Source organism: Chitinimonas sp., from assembly GCF_041904975.1.
Classification (GTDB): domain Bacteria; phylum Pseudomonadota; class Gammaproteobacteria; order Burkholderiales; family Chitinimonadaceae; genus Chitinimonas.
Genome location: NZ_JAYRLZ010000003.1, coordinates 1 through 13,569, shown reverse-complemented (window position 1 = coordinate 13,569; position 13,569 = coordinate 1). Strand labels below are relative to the sequence as shown.

12 protein-coding genes are annotated in these 13,569 nt (G+C 61.5%); 6 read left to right on the top strand and 6 right to left on the bottom strand.

Annotated features, from left to right (window positions below):
* Position 1 precedes the first annotated feature (1 nt).
* Positions 2 to 931, bottom strand: a complete 930-nt coding sequence (locus ACE3OH_RS00450; RefSeq protein ID WP_374347079.1) for a tRNA dihydrouridine synthase — start codon at positions 929 to 931, stop codon at positions 2 to 4.
* Positions 932 to 1,177: 246 nt separating this feature from the next.
* Here ACE3OH_RS00450 and ACE3OH_RS00445 point away from each other — a divergent pair, with 246 nt between their 5' ends.
* Positions 1,178 to 2,806, top strand: a complete 1,629-nt coding sequence (locus ACE3OH_RS00445; RefSeq protein ID WP_374347077.1) for a methyl-accepting chemotaxis protein — start codon at positions 1,178 to 1,180, stop codon at positions 2,804 to 2,806.
* Between the two features lie 115 nt (positions 2,807 to 2,921).
* Here the strand turns inward: ACE3OH_RS00445 and ACE3OH_RS00440 are convergent, their stop codons facing one another.
* The 3 genes from ACE3OH_RS00440 to ACE3OH_RS00430 all read right to left on the bottom strand — a co-directional run bounded on the left by ACE3OH_RS00440 (position 2,922) and on the right by ACE3OH_RS00430 (position 4,989).
* A complete protein-coding gene (locus ACE3OH_RS00440) occupies positions 2,922 to 3,518 on the bottom strand; it encodes a GNAT family N-acetyltransferase (protein ID WP_374347074.1) in 597 nt (198 codons plus the stop codon).
* The gene (locus ACE3OH_RS00435; RefSeq protein ID WP_374347072.1) at positions 3,515 to 4,066 is read right to left on the bottom strand and encodes a dihydrofolate reductase family protein; all 552 of its coding nucleotides are present in this window, start codon (positions 4,064 to 4,066) and stop codon (positions 3,515 to 3,517) included. The genes ACE3OH_RS00440 and ACE3OH_RS00435 overlap by 4 nt, the downstream gene beginning before the upstream one ends.
* Before the next feature lie 143 nt (positions 4,067 to 4,209).
* A complete protein-coding gene (locus ACE3OH_RS00430) occupies positions 4,210 to 4,989 on the bottom strand; it encodes a substrate-binding periplasmic protein (protein WP_374347070.1) in 780 nt (259 codons plus the stop codon).
* Positions 4,990 to 5,170: 181 nt separating this feature from the next.
* Between ACE3OH_RS00430 and ACE3OH_RS00425 the strand changes: the two genes are divergently transcribed.
* On the top strand, positions 5,171 to 6,085 hold the full coding sequence (locus tag ACE3OH_RS00425; RefSeq protein WP_374347068.1) for a polysaccharide deacetylase family protein: 915 nt from the start codon (positions 5,171 to 5,173) through the stop codon (positions 6,083 to 6,085).
* A 56-nt stretch (positions 6,086 to 6,141) separates the two neighbouring features.
* Positions 6,142 to 6,561, top strand: a complete 420-nt coding sequence (locus tag ACE3OH_RS00420; RefSeq protein ID WP_374347066.1) for a hypothetical protein — start codon at positions 6,142 to 6,144, stop codon at positions 6,559 to 6,561.
* A 51-nt stretch (positions 6,562 to 6,612) separates the two neighbouring features.
* On the opposite strand, the gene ACE3OH_RS00415 is transcribed toward ACE3OH_RS00420, so the two are convergent.
* Positions 6,613 to 8,964, bottom strand: a complete 2,352-nt coding sequence (locus tag ACE3OH_RS00415; RefSeq protein ID WP_374347064.1) for a DUF1631 family protein — start codon at positions 8,962 to 8,964, stop codon at positions 6,613 to 6,615.
* Between the two features lie 119 nt (positions 8,965 to 9,083).
* Positions 9,084 to 9,914, bottom strand: coding sequence for a substrate-binding periplasmic protein (locus tag ACE3OH_RS00410; RefSeq protein ID WP_374347062.1), 831 nt, complete (start codon positions 9,912 to 9,914; stop codon positions 9,084 to 9,086).
* 171 nt (positions 9,915 to 10,085) lie between these two features.
* On the opposite strand from ACE3OH_RS00410, the gene ACE3OH_RS00405 reads away from it, so the two are divergent.
* From ACE3OH_RS00405 to ACE3OH_RS00395, 3 genes are all read left to right on the top strand, one after another.
* Positions 10,086 to 11,111 carry a M14 family zinc carboxypeptidase gene (locus ACE3OH_RS00405; protein WP_374347060.1) on the top strand — a complete coding sequence of 342 codons (1,026 nt, stop codon included), beginning with the start codon at positions 10,086 to 10,088 and terminating at the stop codon, positions 11,109 to 11,111.
* A complete protein-coding gene (locus ACE3OH_RS00400; protein WP_374347057.1) occupies positions 11,108 to 11,854 on the top strand; it encodes an alpha/beta fold hydrolase in 747 nt (248 codons plus the stop codon). The genes ACE3OH_RS00405 and ACE3OH_RS00400 overlap by 4 nt, the downstream gene beginning before the upstream one ends.
* Positions 11,855 to 12,486: 632 nt before the next feature.
* The coding region (locus ACE3OH_RS00395; protein WP_374347055.1) for a TonB-dependent receptor plug domain-containing protein at positions 12,487 to 13,569 on the top strand (1,083 nt) is incomplete at its 3' end.

The window sequence follows — 13,569 nt, the reverse complement described above, 5'->3', positions numbered from 1 at the left end:
CCTACACCACCAGCGCAGCAATCTGCTGCTGTTGGCGAATTTCACGAAACAGGCCATGCGCCTCGGGATACCCCAGGCGCAGATAGCCCAGCCATTGTTTGAGGCGACCCGGCGCATAGGTCTGGGCGCCAAGGCCGGCGATGCTGTGCTGGAACTGCGCCAGCACCGGCAAAATATCGGCCCAGTCGAGCCGGTCGGACGGCAAGCCGGCAACAGCCGCGCGGATCTGCCGGGCCAGATCGGGCCGCGCCACCAGGCCGCGCCCCAGCATCACATCGTCGCAGCCTGACTCGGCACGACAGCGGAAGTAGTCCTCAACCGACCAGATCTCGCCATTGGCCACCACATCCGCCTTGACCACTTCCTTGATGCGAGCGATCCAGTGCCAGTGCGCCGGCGGCTTGTAGCCATCGAGCTTGGTCCGCGCATGCACCACCAGTTCGCTGGCGCCGCCACTATCAAGCGCCCGCGCACAGTCCAGCGCCAGCGCCGTGTCCTCGTAACCGAGGCGCATCTTGGCAGTTACCGGAATATCGGCCGGCACCGCCGCACGCACCGCCTTGACGATGGCGTGCAATAGCACAGGTTCGCCCAGGAGCACCGCACCGCCGCGATGGCGGTTTACCGACTTGGCCGGGCAGCCGAAATTCAGATCGATGCCGGGCGCACCAAGCTCGGCCGCGCGGGCCGCATTGTCGGCAAGACAAGCCGGGTCCGAGCCCAGTAGTTGCAGCTTGAGCAATACGCCGGCCGGCGTGCGCCAGCCCTGATCGGCCTCTGGCGCCAAGCGCTTGAAAAAACGTGCCGGCAACAAGGTGGAAGTGACGCGGACAAACTCGGTCACGCACCAATCCACCCCGCCTATGCCGGTCAGGGCTGCTCGCAAAGGCGCGTCAACCAGGCCTTCCATCGGGGCCAGTGCTATGCGCACATTGCACTCCAGATCGCTGAAAAGGCGCGGATTTTACCAAACACACCGTATCGCAGGGAGGGCCATCGATACATGGCCGACCGCAAAGGGCTGAGGGCAATGGCATCAGGCGGCAGGGGACTTACTGGCTGTTGCAGAATGCCTCAATTCTCAGGCTTTGCCGCCATGAATCAGGAATGCAGCAGATTTTTTCCTATAGTAGCTGCACGCCCGATTATTCCTGGATGCTCTCATCAAGGTCGACCCATGGAAAACATTTCGTTCACAGCACGCATTGCCGGCGGCTTCGGCATTCTGATCTTGCTGATCTGCCTGATGGCCGGCATTGGCTGCTACGGTGTCAATAGCCAGTACAACTCGGTAAAAGTGATGCTGGAAAGCGATATCGCCGTCAATATGGCCGTTGGCGAAACGCGCTACCAGATCGGCAATTTACGGCGATTCGAGAAAGACAGTTTTCTCAATGTCGCCAAAGCAGAAAAAGTGAAGGAATATCGGGAAAAATGGAGCGCGGCTTTCAAGGCTGCAAACGACAGCCTGAGCCTCGCAGCCAGCAAGGCCGACCCGAGCACCCGGACGCAAATTGATGATTTGCTGGGCAAGATCAAGCAGTACGGCAGCGGGTTTGAAAGTGTCAGCGGCAAGCTGGGGCAGGACTTGACCACACCGGACGCTGCCAATGAAGCCATGGCGGCACACAAGGAGTTTGTTCGGGCCATGGAAGGACAGCTGACCGAACTCAGCAAAGCCACCATGGCGCGGGCCAAACAGGTCGAAACAGAGCTAACGGCAGTGCGCGCTGCCACCCTGCAAAGCTTGCTTGGCCTTGCCGCCGTGGCCCTGCTGGCGGCAAGCGTCACCGCCTTCAGTGTCTCATTGTCGATTCGTCGCCCGCTGGACCAAGCGCGCCGTTCGGCACAGCAAATTGCCGATGGCAACAACCTGACCATCGCCTTGCCGCAAACCGGTCAAAACGAAATCGGCCATACCATCAATGCCTTCCGCCGCGTGCTCGACAGCTTGCGCAACCTGGTACGCAATGCCGGAAGCGGCGCCAACGAGGTCGCCAGTTCGGCACTGGAAATGGAACATATCTCACAACAAGTTGCGCTGGCTTCGTCAATGCAAGCGGAAGCATCAGCCGCAGTAGCTGCCGCCATCGAGCAGCTCTCCACCAGCATCTCGGTGGTCTCCAATGACACCGACAGCGTGCGCAGTGACGCCAAGGCCGCCGAGGCCCAGGCGCTCGGTGGCGAAAAGCTGGCGGTACAGGCTGCCGGCGAAATCGGCCGGATTGCCGATGCACTGGCGGCTGCCAGCGTAGCCATCGACGCACTCAATGCCCGCTCCGACGAAATTGGCGGCATCGTCAATGTCATCAAGGAAATCGCCGATCAAACCAATCTGCTGGCGCTCAATGCCGCCATTGAAGCAGCGCGCGCCGGCGAAACCGGCCGGGGCTTCGCCGTGGTGGCAGACGAGGTGCGCAAACTGGCCGAGCGCACCACCCAGGCCACTACTGATATTTCCGGCAAGATCGAAACCGTCCAGCGCGACACCATCAGTGCGCACGACCGGATGAGCGAAGCGCAGCAAATGATCGATGCCGGTGTCGCCTGCACCCGGGCGGTGGAGGAATCATTGGTGCAAATCCGCACCGGATCGGCCACCACCGCCGGCACTCTCAGCCATCTGGCCGATGCGATGCGCATGCAGCGCAATGCGGCGACCGAAATCACCCGCAATGTGGAAAAAATCGCGCAGATGAGCGAGGAAAACCATGCGGCAGTCGAGTCCGCTCGCGATGTCGCCAAGCGGCTCGGCCAGCTCTCGGCCGGGCTGAATGAGCAAATCAACCGTTTTGTGGTGAATTGAGCTGGCCACGAGCGCGCTCTCGCCATCCGAGCCATGCCGCGAGGTCAGGCATACGCCGGGCCACCCCTGACAAGGCAAGCTCGCGGCGTTTGGGCGCGCCCAACACGGCGCCTACTCAGGCCTCCAGGCTGCGCACCATCCAGACACAGCCCTGATCGCGCCACATTGGCGTAAAGCCGAAGCGCGGATACCAGGCCAGCGCCCGCTCATTGCGCGGATCCACGCCCAGATGCACGCCACGCACGCCCGCAGCGCCTAGGGCATCGAGCAGCGTCCGCATCAAGACGCCACCAAGGCCCTGGCCTTGGGCGCGCGGCAATAAATCCACATGCAGATGCGCCGGCCATTCGCCAAGGCGGGGGTCGCATTGCGGTTTGGCATGAAGTTGCGCGAGCAGGGCCGCATCATCAGGGTGAGCCTGATCGCCATAGCGCGCGCGCAAGGGCGGCAGCCAGCTTTGCGCCATCGCCGCATAAAAGCTGGCAGTGTCAGGCACCGCCAGGGCATAAGCGCACACGCCCAGGCTATCTTCCGCCACCCAGGCCCATTGCGGCGCGAGGGCCAGATAGGGCCCGGCATACAGATGCCCGAGCAAGTCAGGATCACGCCCCGCCGCACTGGCATCCTCGCCGGCATTGCCGGTGGCGCGACAGATCGCATACAGGGCGTCGCGATCACTCGCGCGGGCCGGACGCACCACAGGCGCGCTCATGGCGCCAAACCTGCGCCGATATGGGCCGGTGATTTGCGTTGCCGCTCATAGCGCACCTGCAACAAGCCTGAATCGAACGACTCCACCGAAGCGAGGCGCAAGCGGCGGCTGGTTTCATTGCCGGCGAACCAGGAAATACCGCTACCGAGCATCAAGGGATGGATGGAGACGATGAATTCGTCGATCAAGTCCGCCTCAAGGCAGGTCTGGATCAAGGCGGCCCCGCCTACCAGCCACAAGGGGCCACCCTCGCCTTGCTTGAGCCGGCTGATAAAGCTGGCAGCCGGCTCGCTGACCGCCTCGATGGACGCATCGGACCAGGACAGCGGCCTGGCCGAAAACACATAGGTGCGCTTGCCGGCATAGGGGTAGTCGCCAGCGCTCAATACCTGATCAAATGTGCGGCGACCAACCAACAATGCGTCCACCGAATCGTAAAGTGTCTGGTAACCATAATCCTGATCGGTGAACAGCCAGTCCACGCTACCATCCGGTCGGGCAATATAGCCATCCAGGCTGGTCGCAATGAATAGCACGAGTTTGCGCATTATTTGAATCCAGGTTGAACAAGGTTGGCAACAGGCGATTCAGGCGGTTCCATACACCGGGCCGCCATCGTAGCGCGTGAGAGCCGGACTTTGAAATGGCTGTCCGACGGCGCCGAATGGCGCCACCCACTGCCACCCGGACGCTACTTGAATTGCTGGACCTGTTTCTTGTAATCAGCCGACTCTCGCACCTGGGCGACCGCATCCCAGATCTGCCGGGAAAAGTCGCCATATTTGCCCACGAAAGCCTTTGAAAGCATCAGGAAATAGGGCTTCTCGACCAAGGGCGGGGACATGCGTTCTATTTTTGTGGCGAATTCAGACTTGGCCGCGATACTGGCGTCACCCTCCTGGGTCTGCAGCGCGACAGCCGCCACCCGCCCAAGCAATAATTTGTGCAGATTTTCATCTGCGCTGCGCGTGCCATCGTCCACCCGCACGCCCAGGCCTTTGAGCTGATCAACCACCGAAAATCCTGATTGGGCCCCCACCGCGCCATCGGCATTCTTGATCGCCTTGCCATCCCAATCAATGCGGCCACCTTTCAGGCGATACAGGCTATAGCTGTCATCAAGCATGCGCCGACTGGCATCCGGCTTGTCGCCATTCATCGGGTAATGACCGATCTCCATTCTTTCCGGCTTGAAGCTGATCTTGAACAGACCGTCCATTGTGCCGGCCTTGACTTCTTCCATGCATCGCTTCCACGGCAGCGGCTTTACCTCGACTTTCACGCCCAACGACTTTTCTACCGCGCGCATCATGATCATGGTAAGTCCTGGCCGATCCTTGAGTAACCAAGGATACGATTCTTCATTTTCAGTACACAATGCCAGAGCTGCCGGCTTGTCACCGGCCAGCCCCTCGGTAGCCACCAGCAGTGACAGCATACCGACCATATGACCGAGCTTGAATGGCTTCATGATTTAAGCTCCCCTTGGACAAAGGCAGGTGCGACGCGCACCGGCCTAATTGCAAGCCTAGAACACGCAGCCGGCTTTGCCATCGCGGAGCCCACCCGGCCATCCGTGCAATCGGCGCTTGAACCCGGAACGGCACGCAGGGACAATGCGCGCCTTGTTTCGCCCAGAAAGACCCTCTGCCATGCTGCTGGCACTGAAAATCGATATCGACACCGTAGCAGCTGCCCGTAGCAGCACGCCCAAGCTGATCGAGCTGCTACAACACCACCAGGCTCAGGCCAGCTTCTATTTCGCTCTGGGCCCCGATCGCAGCGGCCGCAGCAACGGTCCCCTGTTTCGCATCGGTGAACACCGCAGCCAGCAGACGATCAATCGGCGCCTGAGCGGGCCACGCGGCCTGGCGCGCCTGTATGGCAATGTGCTGCCCGCACCCTTGCTGGCCAGACAGGCACAGGCGGAGATGAAACAGGTTCAGCAAGCCGGCTTCGAGCTCGGCTTCACCGCCTGGGACAGGGTGAACTGGGTCAAGCTGGCGCAGCAAGCCGATGAAGCCTGGTACCAGCAGGAAATCGCCACCGCCAATGCCGCGTTCGCCAGCCTGTTCGGTCATCCGGCCCGTTCCATGGCGGCGCCGCTATGGCGGGCCAGCCGCCCCTTGTTCCGGCTGCAGCAGCGCATGGGCATGCGCTTTGGCAGCGATTGCCGCGGCCACGGGCCATTCTTGCCGGTGGTCGATGGCGAACCGGTGGCCATTGCGCAGCTGCCCACCACCCTGCCCTTGCTGCAAGAACTGATCGGCGCCGATGGCCTGACCGAGCAGGATGCAGTGCAGCAGCTGTTGCGTTTGAGCCGTACCACACCGCCATACGGTCATGTGTTCACCATCCATGCCGGCAGCGATTGCGGCAAGCGCTTGCCGCTACTGCAAGCCTTGCTTGCCGGCTGGCAGGAGCAAGGCTATCGCCTGGTTTCGCTGCAGCAGCTGTTCGACACCCTCGATGCAAGCACCCTGCCCTGGCACACGCTGGAACAACAGTCATGGGAGGGCTTTGCCGGCAAGCTGGCCAGCCAGGGGCAGCCCTTTCCACCTACCTAGCCCACTCTGGCATGGCACTTGCTCAAAGCTTGGCACTATCGTGCGGGAGCCTTGCCATGAATACCCTGTTTCGCGAAGCCCAGTCCGGTCACTGTGCAGCCGAACCCGATGCCAAGACCTTGCCCGGCCCGTTACCGCTTGGCTTTCCCGCCAGTTTTTCCGAGCGGCTGCACAATCTGCTCCGGCATCCGGAGGTCAGCGACGCAGCCCTTGCCCATGTGTATTTCGATCTGGTGCTATGCCCGCAATGGCATGCCGCCATGTGCCGCATGGGGCCGGCCTCGGTATGCACGCGCAGCATGCCCAGCAGCGGCACCATCTTTCTCGACCCTTTGTTCAGCTGGGCTCGCCATATCGATGAACGGCTGTGCCAGCGCTGGCGCGACTGCCTGAAGCGCGATCACGACAATCAGGATCTCGGTCAGGCCATCGCCTTGCTGTCGGGCTTTCGGGTGCTGGCAGAGCACCTGCATTGATCTCCAGCTGGCTACCGCCGCGACACGATAGCCGCACCGGCATGGCCGGGCTCAAGCACTCTGCCGCTGTACCAGTGCGGCATCGCCGCCTTGACTGGACAACCAGTGCTCCATCTCGTCGGCAGTGCGCAGCAGCACATTGACCGCACGCTCGAACATCGGCTCCGCCTCCAGAAAGCGGATCTGCCCATGCACCCACAGGCGCTGGAATAGACCCAGGCTGACCGCCGTTGGCATGCTGACTTCCTCGATCGTCAGCAAGATGCTGGCGGCGCGGGTGCTGATCCAGTTCAGACGCGCCCGGCGCGGGATGCCCTCCAGCATGAATTCGATCATGATGCCGGTTCGCAGCCGCGCCATCACCTTGGCGGTGTAGTGCTCGTCTGGCAGCGGCTCTTCCAGGTCAGGCAACTCGCCATCGCCAACTGGCGCCAGTTGTCGGTCAAGCAAGGCCAGATGGGCATTGAGTTCCTGCGCCAGCTCGCCGACCAGGGATGCGTCGAAGGGCAGATTGTCAAGCCGCGAGACGGTATCACCGCTGTCGCGGACAAAGCTGTCGAAATGCGCTTCGATCGACTGCAGGCTGGCCCCGTCGCGCGCATTGCCATCGCGCATGGCAACGACATGGGCATTGACCAGCTCGTCAAGAAAGGCGCGGCAATCGGGCTGGCTCCAGCGACTCAGCGCCAGGCCCTCGGACAGCACCCCGACCATCTCGGGCAATAGTTTCAGCAGCTGTACCCGGCTTTCATTGCTGGCCTTGGGCTGAACCGTCCAGATCAGGCGCGGCACCACCTGGCGCAAGGCCGGCAGCTTGTCCGGGCACTCCCGCCCGGCGCGTTCCAGCACCTGCGCCCAGGTATTGACCAGGAAGGCTGCCAGCTCACGATCTACATCGATGCCGCGTATCAGTTCGCCGATCTCGTTGGAGATGCGGACATAGCCAAGCGCCCGTCCCTCCGCCCCTTCCAGCACCCGCACCGCCCGCCCCACGGCCGGATCGGCCCAGCGCAAGGTGGTATCGACAAAGGCATCGAACTTGCCAAGCACATCGGCAAACAAGGCGGCATCAATGGTGCTGGCGGCGAGCAACTGATCGACGGTGCTGCTGATCTCCTTGCGAATGGCCAGCGTAACCGGGTCAGCCGGGGTAAAGCCCATCGCCACCGAAGCGATGCGGTTCAGCAGGCGCCGTGCCGGATGCTCGGCCTGCGAAAACACCTGCGGATCAAATAGCGCATGCTTGAGAATGACGAACTGCGTGCGCCCGAGGTCCGACCGCACGCTGCCCGGCACCTGCCCATCGCGCAAGATGAACTCGAACAGCATGGCCACCACATCGATCACCAGCTTCTCTTCAGTGGACTTGCTCATGCCAGCCAGCCGGCTGCGGTTCTCGAACACGATATTGCGCAATCCCGCCGCAGCGCTTGCGCCCGCCGCCGGCAATGCCTCGCGCTCCAGTTCGCTGATGGCGGATGCCAGCAAGGTGCTGCCAGAAAACGTGCTGGCTGCCGATGCAGCGCGCCTGGGGCCCGGGCTCTCGAATATGCCGCGCAACAGAGCCGGCAATGGCGAGTTACGCAGGGTATCGGAGGGCGGCGCGATCGTGCTGTCCTTAGCCAGCAAGGCTGCCGGTCGGGTCTTCATCTGCACCCAACGGGCCAGCAGGCCGTCCATGCTGACAGTGGACAAGCTCTGCGGCGCAATCAAGTCCGCCCCGACCCCGCCAAAACCGGCGTCCGCCCTGGCGGGCCGCGCTGCACGCAATCGCGGCAAGGCAGCGTTGATATCATGGCTGGCCAGCAGATCATTCAGCGCGCCATACATCGAGCTGACTTCCTCCTCCAGCGATTCGACCAGCTCGCGCGACAGCAGCGAGCCAAGCTCCTGCACCAAACCCAGCGAGGCGACAGCGCTGATCAAGGCATTGACCATCACATAGGGGCGAAACGGGTTTTCGCGCTCGCGCACATCGGCCTGCTGATACAAGCGGGCAATGCGGGCATTGAAGTCCGGCAGCTGCGACTCGGCAGCGTTGCGCAACAAGCTGGTCAGCATTTCCAGCGCCAGCTTGGCCTCGATGACCGAGGTATCCAGCAGGCTCAGCTCGCCACTGTCTGCCGCCCGGCCAAATACCGGGCGCTCATAGCGGTAGGCGGTATACAGCGCACGGTCAAGCAAGCGGTGACATTGCAGCCGCACTTCAAGGCTGAGTTGCACGCCATGGCTAACCAGCACCGCCCGCGCATCGAGCAGATTGCCCGCCTCCACGCTGGAGCGGGCCGCATCGGCCTTGGCCAGCAAACGTTCGGCGGCACGCACAAACAGGGGTTCCACGGCACCAAGAAACAGGTGCTCGAAGGTTTCCCTCAAGGCAGCAAGCAGGGCTGGATTATCCACAGGACAGGGAGCGCGGCGCGCCGTAAGCCGGACGAATGGGTATGACAACAGTATAGGGACACATAGCCCAGCACAACAATCGCAAGCGGCATTGCGTACAAGTGGTAACGAGAAAGCGCTCAGCCACCATGCAGTCCATGGCTCAGATAGGCATCGAGCATGATCTTGAGTCGCTGCTGTCGCCTCAGCCGCGCGATGCCCTCATCCAGATCCCGCAGCAGGCGCTCGGACTGGGCATCATTGCGGCTGATGCCAAAGCTGGCCTTGACCGGCGGTATTTCCGAAAGAGGATGGAACAGCAGGGCGTTGGCAGCAACGCCGGCCACACCAAGCTTGAGCCGCCCGGCCAGCACCTCGCGCATTTCCAGGCCAAGCTCGCAGCGCCCCGCCGCGAGCTTGGCCATCAGGGAGGGATAGTCCATGGCGCCGGTATCGATTGCGGCGCCGGGCAGCCCGCTATAGTCGTAATTGAAACCCAGCAGGCCACACACCCGAAACCGCGACAGATCGGCAAGCGATTGCAGCGGCACGCCATCAGGCCGGCGCTCGCGCCAATAAAAATAACCGGGCTGAAAGGCCTGATACGGTTCGCTGAAGCGGTAAACGCGGGTGCGAGCCTCGTTGGCAATCAGCCCCATGGCAATCTGGTAGCGCTTGCCATATTCGACTTCCTTGAGGCAGCGCAGCCAGGGCATCAGGTTGACTTCCAATCGGTAATCGGCAGGCAGCGCCGCGCGCAATACATCAACCGAGTACCCGGTCACCCGCTCAGTCTTTCGGCCCTGCTCCCGCACGAAAAAACTGGATGGCACCCATTCAGCATCGCCGCCACAGGCGCGAACCAGTCGTTCTGCCCGCACCGGCAAGGCAACAGACAGCCAGGCCGCCGAAAAAGCGACAAGCAGCCACGCCCGACTCGAAGGCCGCTGTTTGCAGCAAAAGGGGTTCATCGCGGTGCACCGGGTTGCCAGCTGTCATTCTAGGCACGATTGCTGGAAGGTACCGCGCGCCTGGTCGCGGAGATCCACCCTGATTTCCGGCCAGTTATCGCCGCTACTGCATCTAGAATGAAACAGTTGGCCGGCACACTGTTGTGTTACTGCGAATCAATGGAGGCCTGGATGCGCCAGCGCGAGCTGCCCGAACTGATCGAACTGGAACGGCTGATGGAAGAAGGCCGCGACCATTTTGTCTCGCGCCAGCTATGTGAGGTCGAAGCCTCCGGACAACGCCTTCCGGTGCATGTGGTATGCCTTGGCAGTAACGACCCGCAAGCGCCGGCAGTAGGCTTTTTTGGCGGCATACATGGTTTGGAGCGCATCGGCACCCAGGTGCTGCTCGCCTTTATGCGCAGCCTGCTGGCGCGGCTGGGCTGGGATCGCGCACTGCACCATCAGCTTGAATCGATCCGCCTCGTGTTCATGCCCTTGATCAACCCCGGCGGCATGAAGTTGCATACGCGCAGCAATCCGCGCGGTGTGGACTTGATGCGCAATGCCCCGGTCGACGCACGGGAAAGGGTTCCTTTCCTGGTTGGCGGACAGCGCTGGAGTGCACGACTACCCTGGTATCGCGGTGCCGCCGGCGCCGCCATGGAGGCCGAAAGCCAGGCGCTGGCCAAGGTGGTGCGCGATGAATTGCTCAGCCGCAAATTCAGCCTGGCGCTCGATTGCCATTCCGGCTTCGGGCTGCGCGACCGCATCTGGTTTCCCTATGCCCACAGCCGCATGCCGTTTGCCCAGCTGGCTGAGGTGTATGCACTCAAATCCCTGCTGGATCGCACCTATCCGCACCATCCTTATCTGTTCGAACCGCAATCGCACCAGTATCTGACACATGGCGATCTGTGGGACTACCTGTGCGAATCGCAGCAAGCCGACGCCGGCCAGGTATTCCTGCCACTGACGCTGGAGCTGGGTTCGTGGTTATGGATCAAGAAGAATCCGCGACAGATGTTCTCGCTCAGCGGCATGTTCAACCCCTTGGTGCCGCATCGGCAACAGCGGGTGTTGCGCAGCCATCTTCTGTGGCTGGACTTCCTCACCCGCGCCGCCAGCGCCTATCAGCACTGGCTGCCCAATGGCGAGAACCGGCCCAGCCATTATCAGGATGCCTGCGCCAGCTGGTATCAGGGAGTGGTACGTTGAACCGTTGGGTGCTGCTGCGCGGATTGATACGCGAGCAGCGCCACTGGGGTGACTTTCCCGCGCTCTTCAGCGCAGCGCTGGACGGCGCCGGCGTCTACACCCCGGACTTGCCCGGCAATGGACAACGGTTTCGCAAAACCAGCCCGACCCGCATCGAAACCATGGTCGATATCTGCCGCGCCGATCTGGCCGCGCAAAGCGTAGCGCCACCCTATGGCCTGCTCGCCCTATCGCTCGGCGCCATGGTGGCCAGCAACTGGGCGATGCGCTATCCGCAGGAAGTGGGCGCCTGTGTGCTGGTCAATACCAGCTTGCGGCCATTCAGCCCATTCTGGCAGCGACTGCGGCCAGCCAACTACCCTGCCCTGCTGTATCGCGCCCTGGCGGGCAACCCTGCCAAGCTGGAGGCGCTGATACTGCAGCTTACCAGCCAGCGTGCCGACCCCGCCGTATTGTCGAGCTGGCTCGGCTATCGGCAGCAATGCCCGGTCAGCACCATCAATGCCCTGCGCCAATTGCTCGCCGCCGCACGCTACCGCGCCCCCCGCGTGGCGCCACCTGTCCCTTGCCTGGTCGTCGCCGGCGAGCGCGACCGCTTGGTCAACCCGCAGTGCTCACACACCCTGGCCCGCGCCTGGCAAGCGACACTGATCAGCCACCCCGATGCCGGCCATGATCTGCCGCTCGATGATGGGCTGTGGCTGGCACAACAAATACAGCGCTGGCTGCCGGGAAAGCGGTGAACGAATCGGGCACGCATTCACCTCGACCTCTCCCTGGATAGCCGATGCCAAGGGGGAAAATGGCATGCAATTGATCCAATACGGCTGATATCCTCCCGCCGCGGCAGAACCGCATGGTTGCTGCAATTGGCATCGTTCAGCCCGACCATGGGCAAAAAGCCATCATGTCGGCAGCGCCAGCTTGATCGCCAGCACCGGCTAGCTACAGCAAGCGCCTGTACCGGCGTGGCGATGTACCCGATGGTGAAACGCGCGGCAGCCGCCACTTCCCTGAGAATTGCCAGACACCAGCGCCATTCGGCGAATTTGCCTGCCAGCCCCCACCAGCTGTAGCAAGTGGCACACACAAGACGAGGTTTTCTTACAAATCCATTACTGGCAATTGCAAATCGCGAAATACAGCGGTTAGTATCGGCGCCGAATCGCGCTTGAAGGTGCTCAAACACCATCAAACGCGAACAAGACCAGCAGGTCGGCACCCGCCCTTACCGGCAAGATGCGCAGACTGTTACGGTTCGCTATCGGGGAGATCCTCTCGCAGAGAGTGATGAAAAGCGCTTGTCCAATCGGCCAGCATGGCTGCACGGATTTGGCGCCCTTTACTCACTTCTGGGGAGATTGTTCCGATGAAAATGAAGCAACTTGCCTATGCAATCGGCCTGATTGGCGTTGCCGGCATTACCGCAGTACACGCCGAAGAACAAAAAGCGGAAAAGATCGAAGTAACTGGTTCGAGCATCAAGCGCACCGCCAAGGAAGGCGCCCTGCCGGTTACCACCATTACCAAGGAAGACCTGGTTCGTACCGGCGCAACCACCGCGCAAGATCTGGTCAGCCTGATTCCATCCAACTTTGGCGGTACGGTCGCCGCACAGAATGTCGGCGCCACTGGTGTCGCCTCCACCGCTGGTTTGCGTGGACTCCCATCCAAGTACACGCTGGTCCTGCTCAATGGCCGACGCGTTGCCAACTACGCCAGCGGCAACCAAGTTGTTGACTTGAATTCCATCCCCTTGTCGGCAGTCGAACGCGTCGAAATCCTGCGTGATGGCGCGTCGGCCGTTTATGGCGCCGATGCAATCGCCGGTGTGATCAACTTCATTCTGAAGAAAGACTATCAGGGAGCCGAAGTCAGCGCCTATGGCACCAAGACCGATCAAGGCGGTGGCGATGTCCGGACCTACACCGTTTCCGCCGGTTATGGCGATCTCGCCACCCAGCGTTTCAATGTCTTCGCCACGATTGGTCATGAAGAAGACGATGTATTGAAATCGGTAGATAGAAAATTTGCCGGAACAGCGGTTCGCGACGACCTCGGTATCAACAAGGCCTCGCCGCGCAACGGCGTTCCGAATTTCAGCTTTACCGACTCGATGGGCAATCTGATCGAGGGCGTCAACCCTTATCGCTACAAGGGCTGTGATTTCCCGGAATTTGCATTGGTAAAAACCGGCGATGCCAACGCAACAACGTGTGGCACCGATTACGTCAAGTTCATCGACATCATTCCCAAGCAAAAGCACGATAATGCAATGGGGCGCCTTGTATTTCAGTTAAATGAAGAAAATCAATTCTTCGCTGAAGCAATGCACGTCAAGGACAATACGGTGGCACGCTATTCTCCGGCCCCGTATACCCAGACCATGATTTATCCTACATCTGGCCGCTTTTATCCATCCTCAGTCACCTTGCCGAAGGGCATGATCCTGCCTGCC

Coding starts and splice junctions, on each gene's coding strand:
- ACE3OH_RS00405 (WP_374347060.1), top strand. CDS start 10,086: ATGCGCCAGCGCGAGCTGCCCGAACTGATCGAACTGGAACGGCTGATG.
- ACE3OH_RS00445 (WP_374347077.1), top strand. CDS start 1,178: ATGGAAAACATTTCGTTCACAGCACGCATTGCCGGCGGCTTCGGCATT.
- ACE3OH_RS00410 (WP_374347062.1), bottom strand. CDS start 9,914: ATGAACCCCTTTTGCTGCAAACAGCGGCCTTCGAGTCGGGCGTGGCTG.
- ACE3OH_RS00435 (WP_374347072.1), bottom strand. CDS start 4,066: ATGCGCAAACTCGTGCTATTCATTGCGACCAGCCTGGATGGCTATATT.
- ACE3OH_RS00420 (WP_374347066.1), top strand. CDS start 6,142: ATGAATACCCTGTTTCGCGAAGCCCAGTCCGGTCACTGTGCAGCCGAA.
- ACE3OH_RS00430 (WP_374347070.1), bottom strand. CDS start 4,989: ATGAAGCCATTCAAGCTCGGTCATATGGTCGGTATGCTGTCACTGCTG.
- ACE3OH_RS00440 (WP_374347074.1), bottom strand. CDS start 3,518: ATGAGCGCGCCTGTGGTGCGTCCGGCCCGCGCGAGTGATCGCGACGCC.
- ACE3OH_RS00425 (WP_374347068.1), top strand. CDS start 5,171: ATGCTGCTGGCACTGAAAATCGATATCGACACCGTAGCAGCTGCCCGT.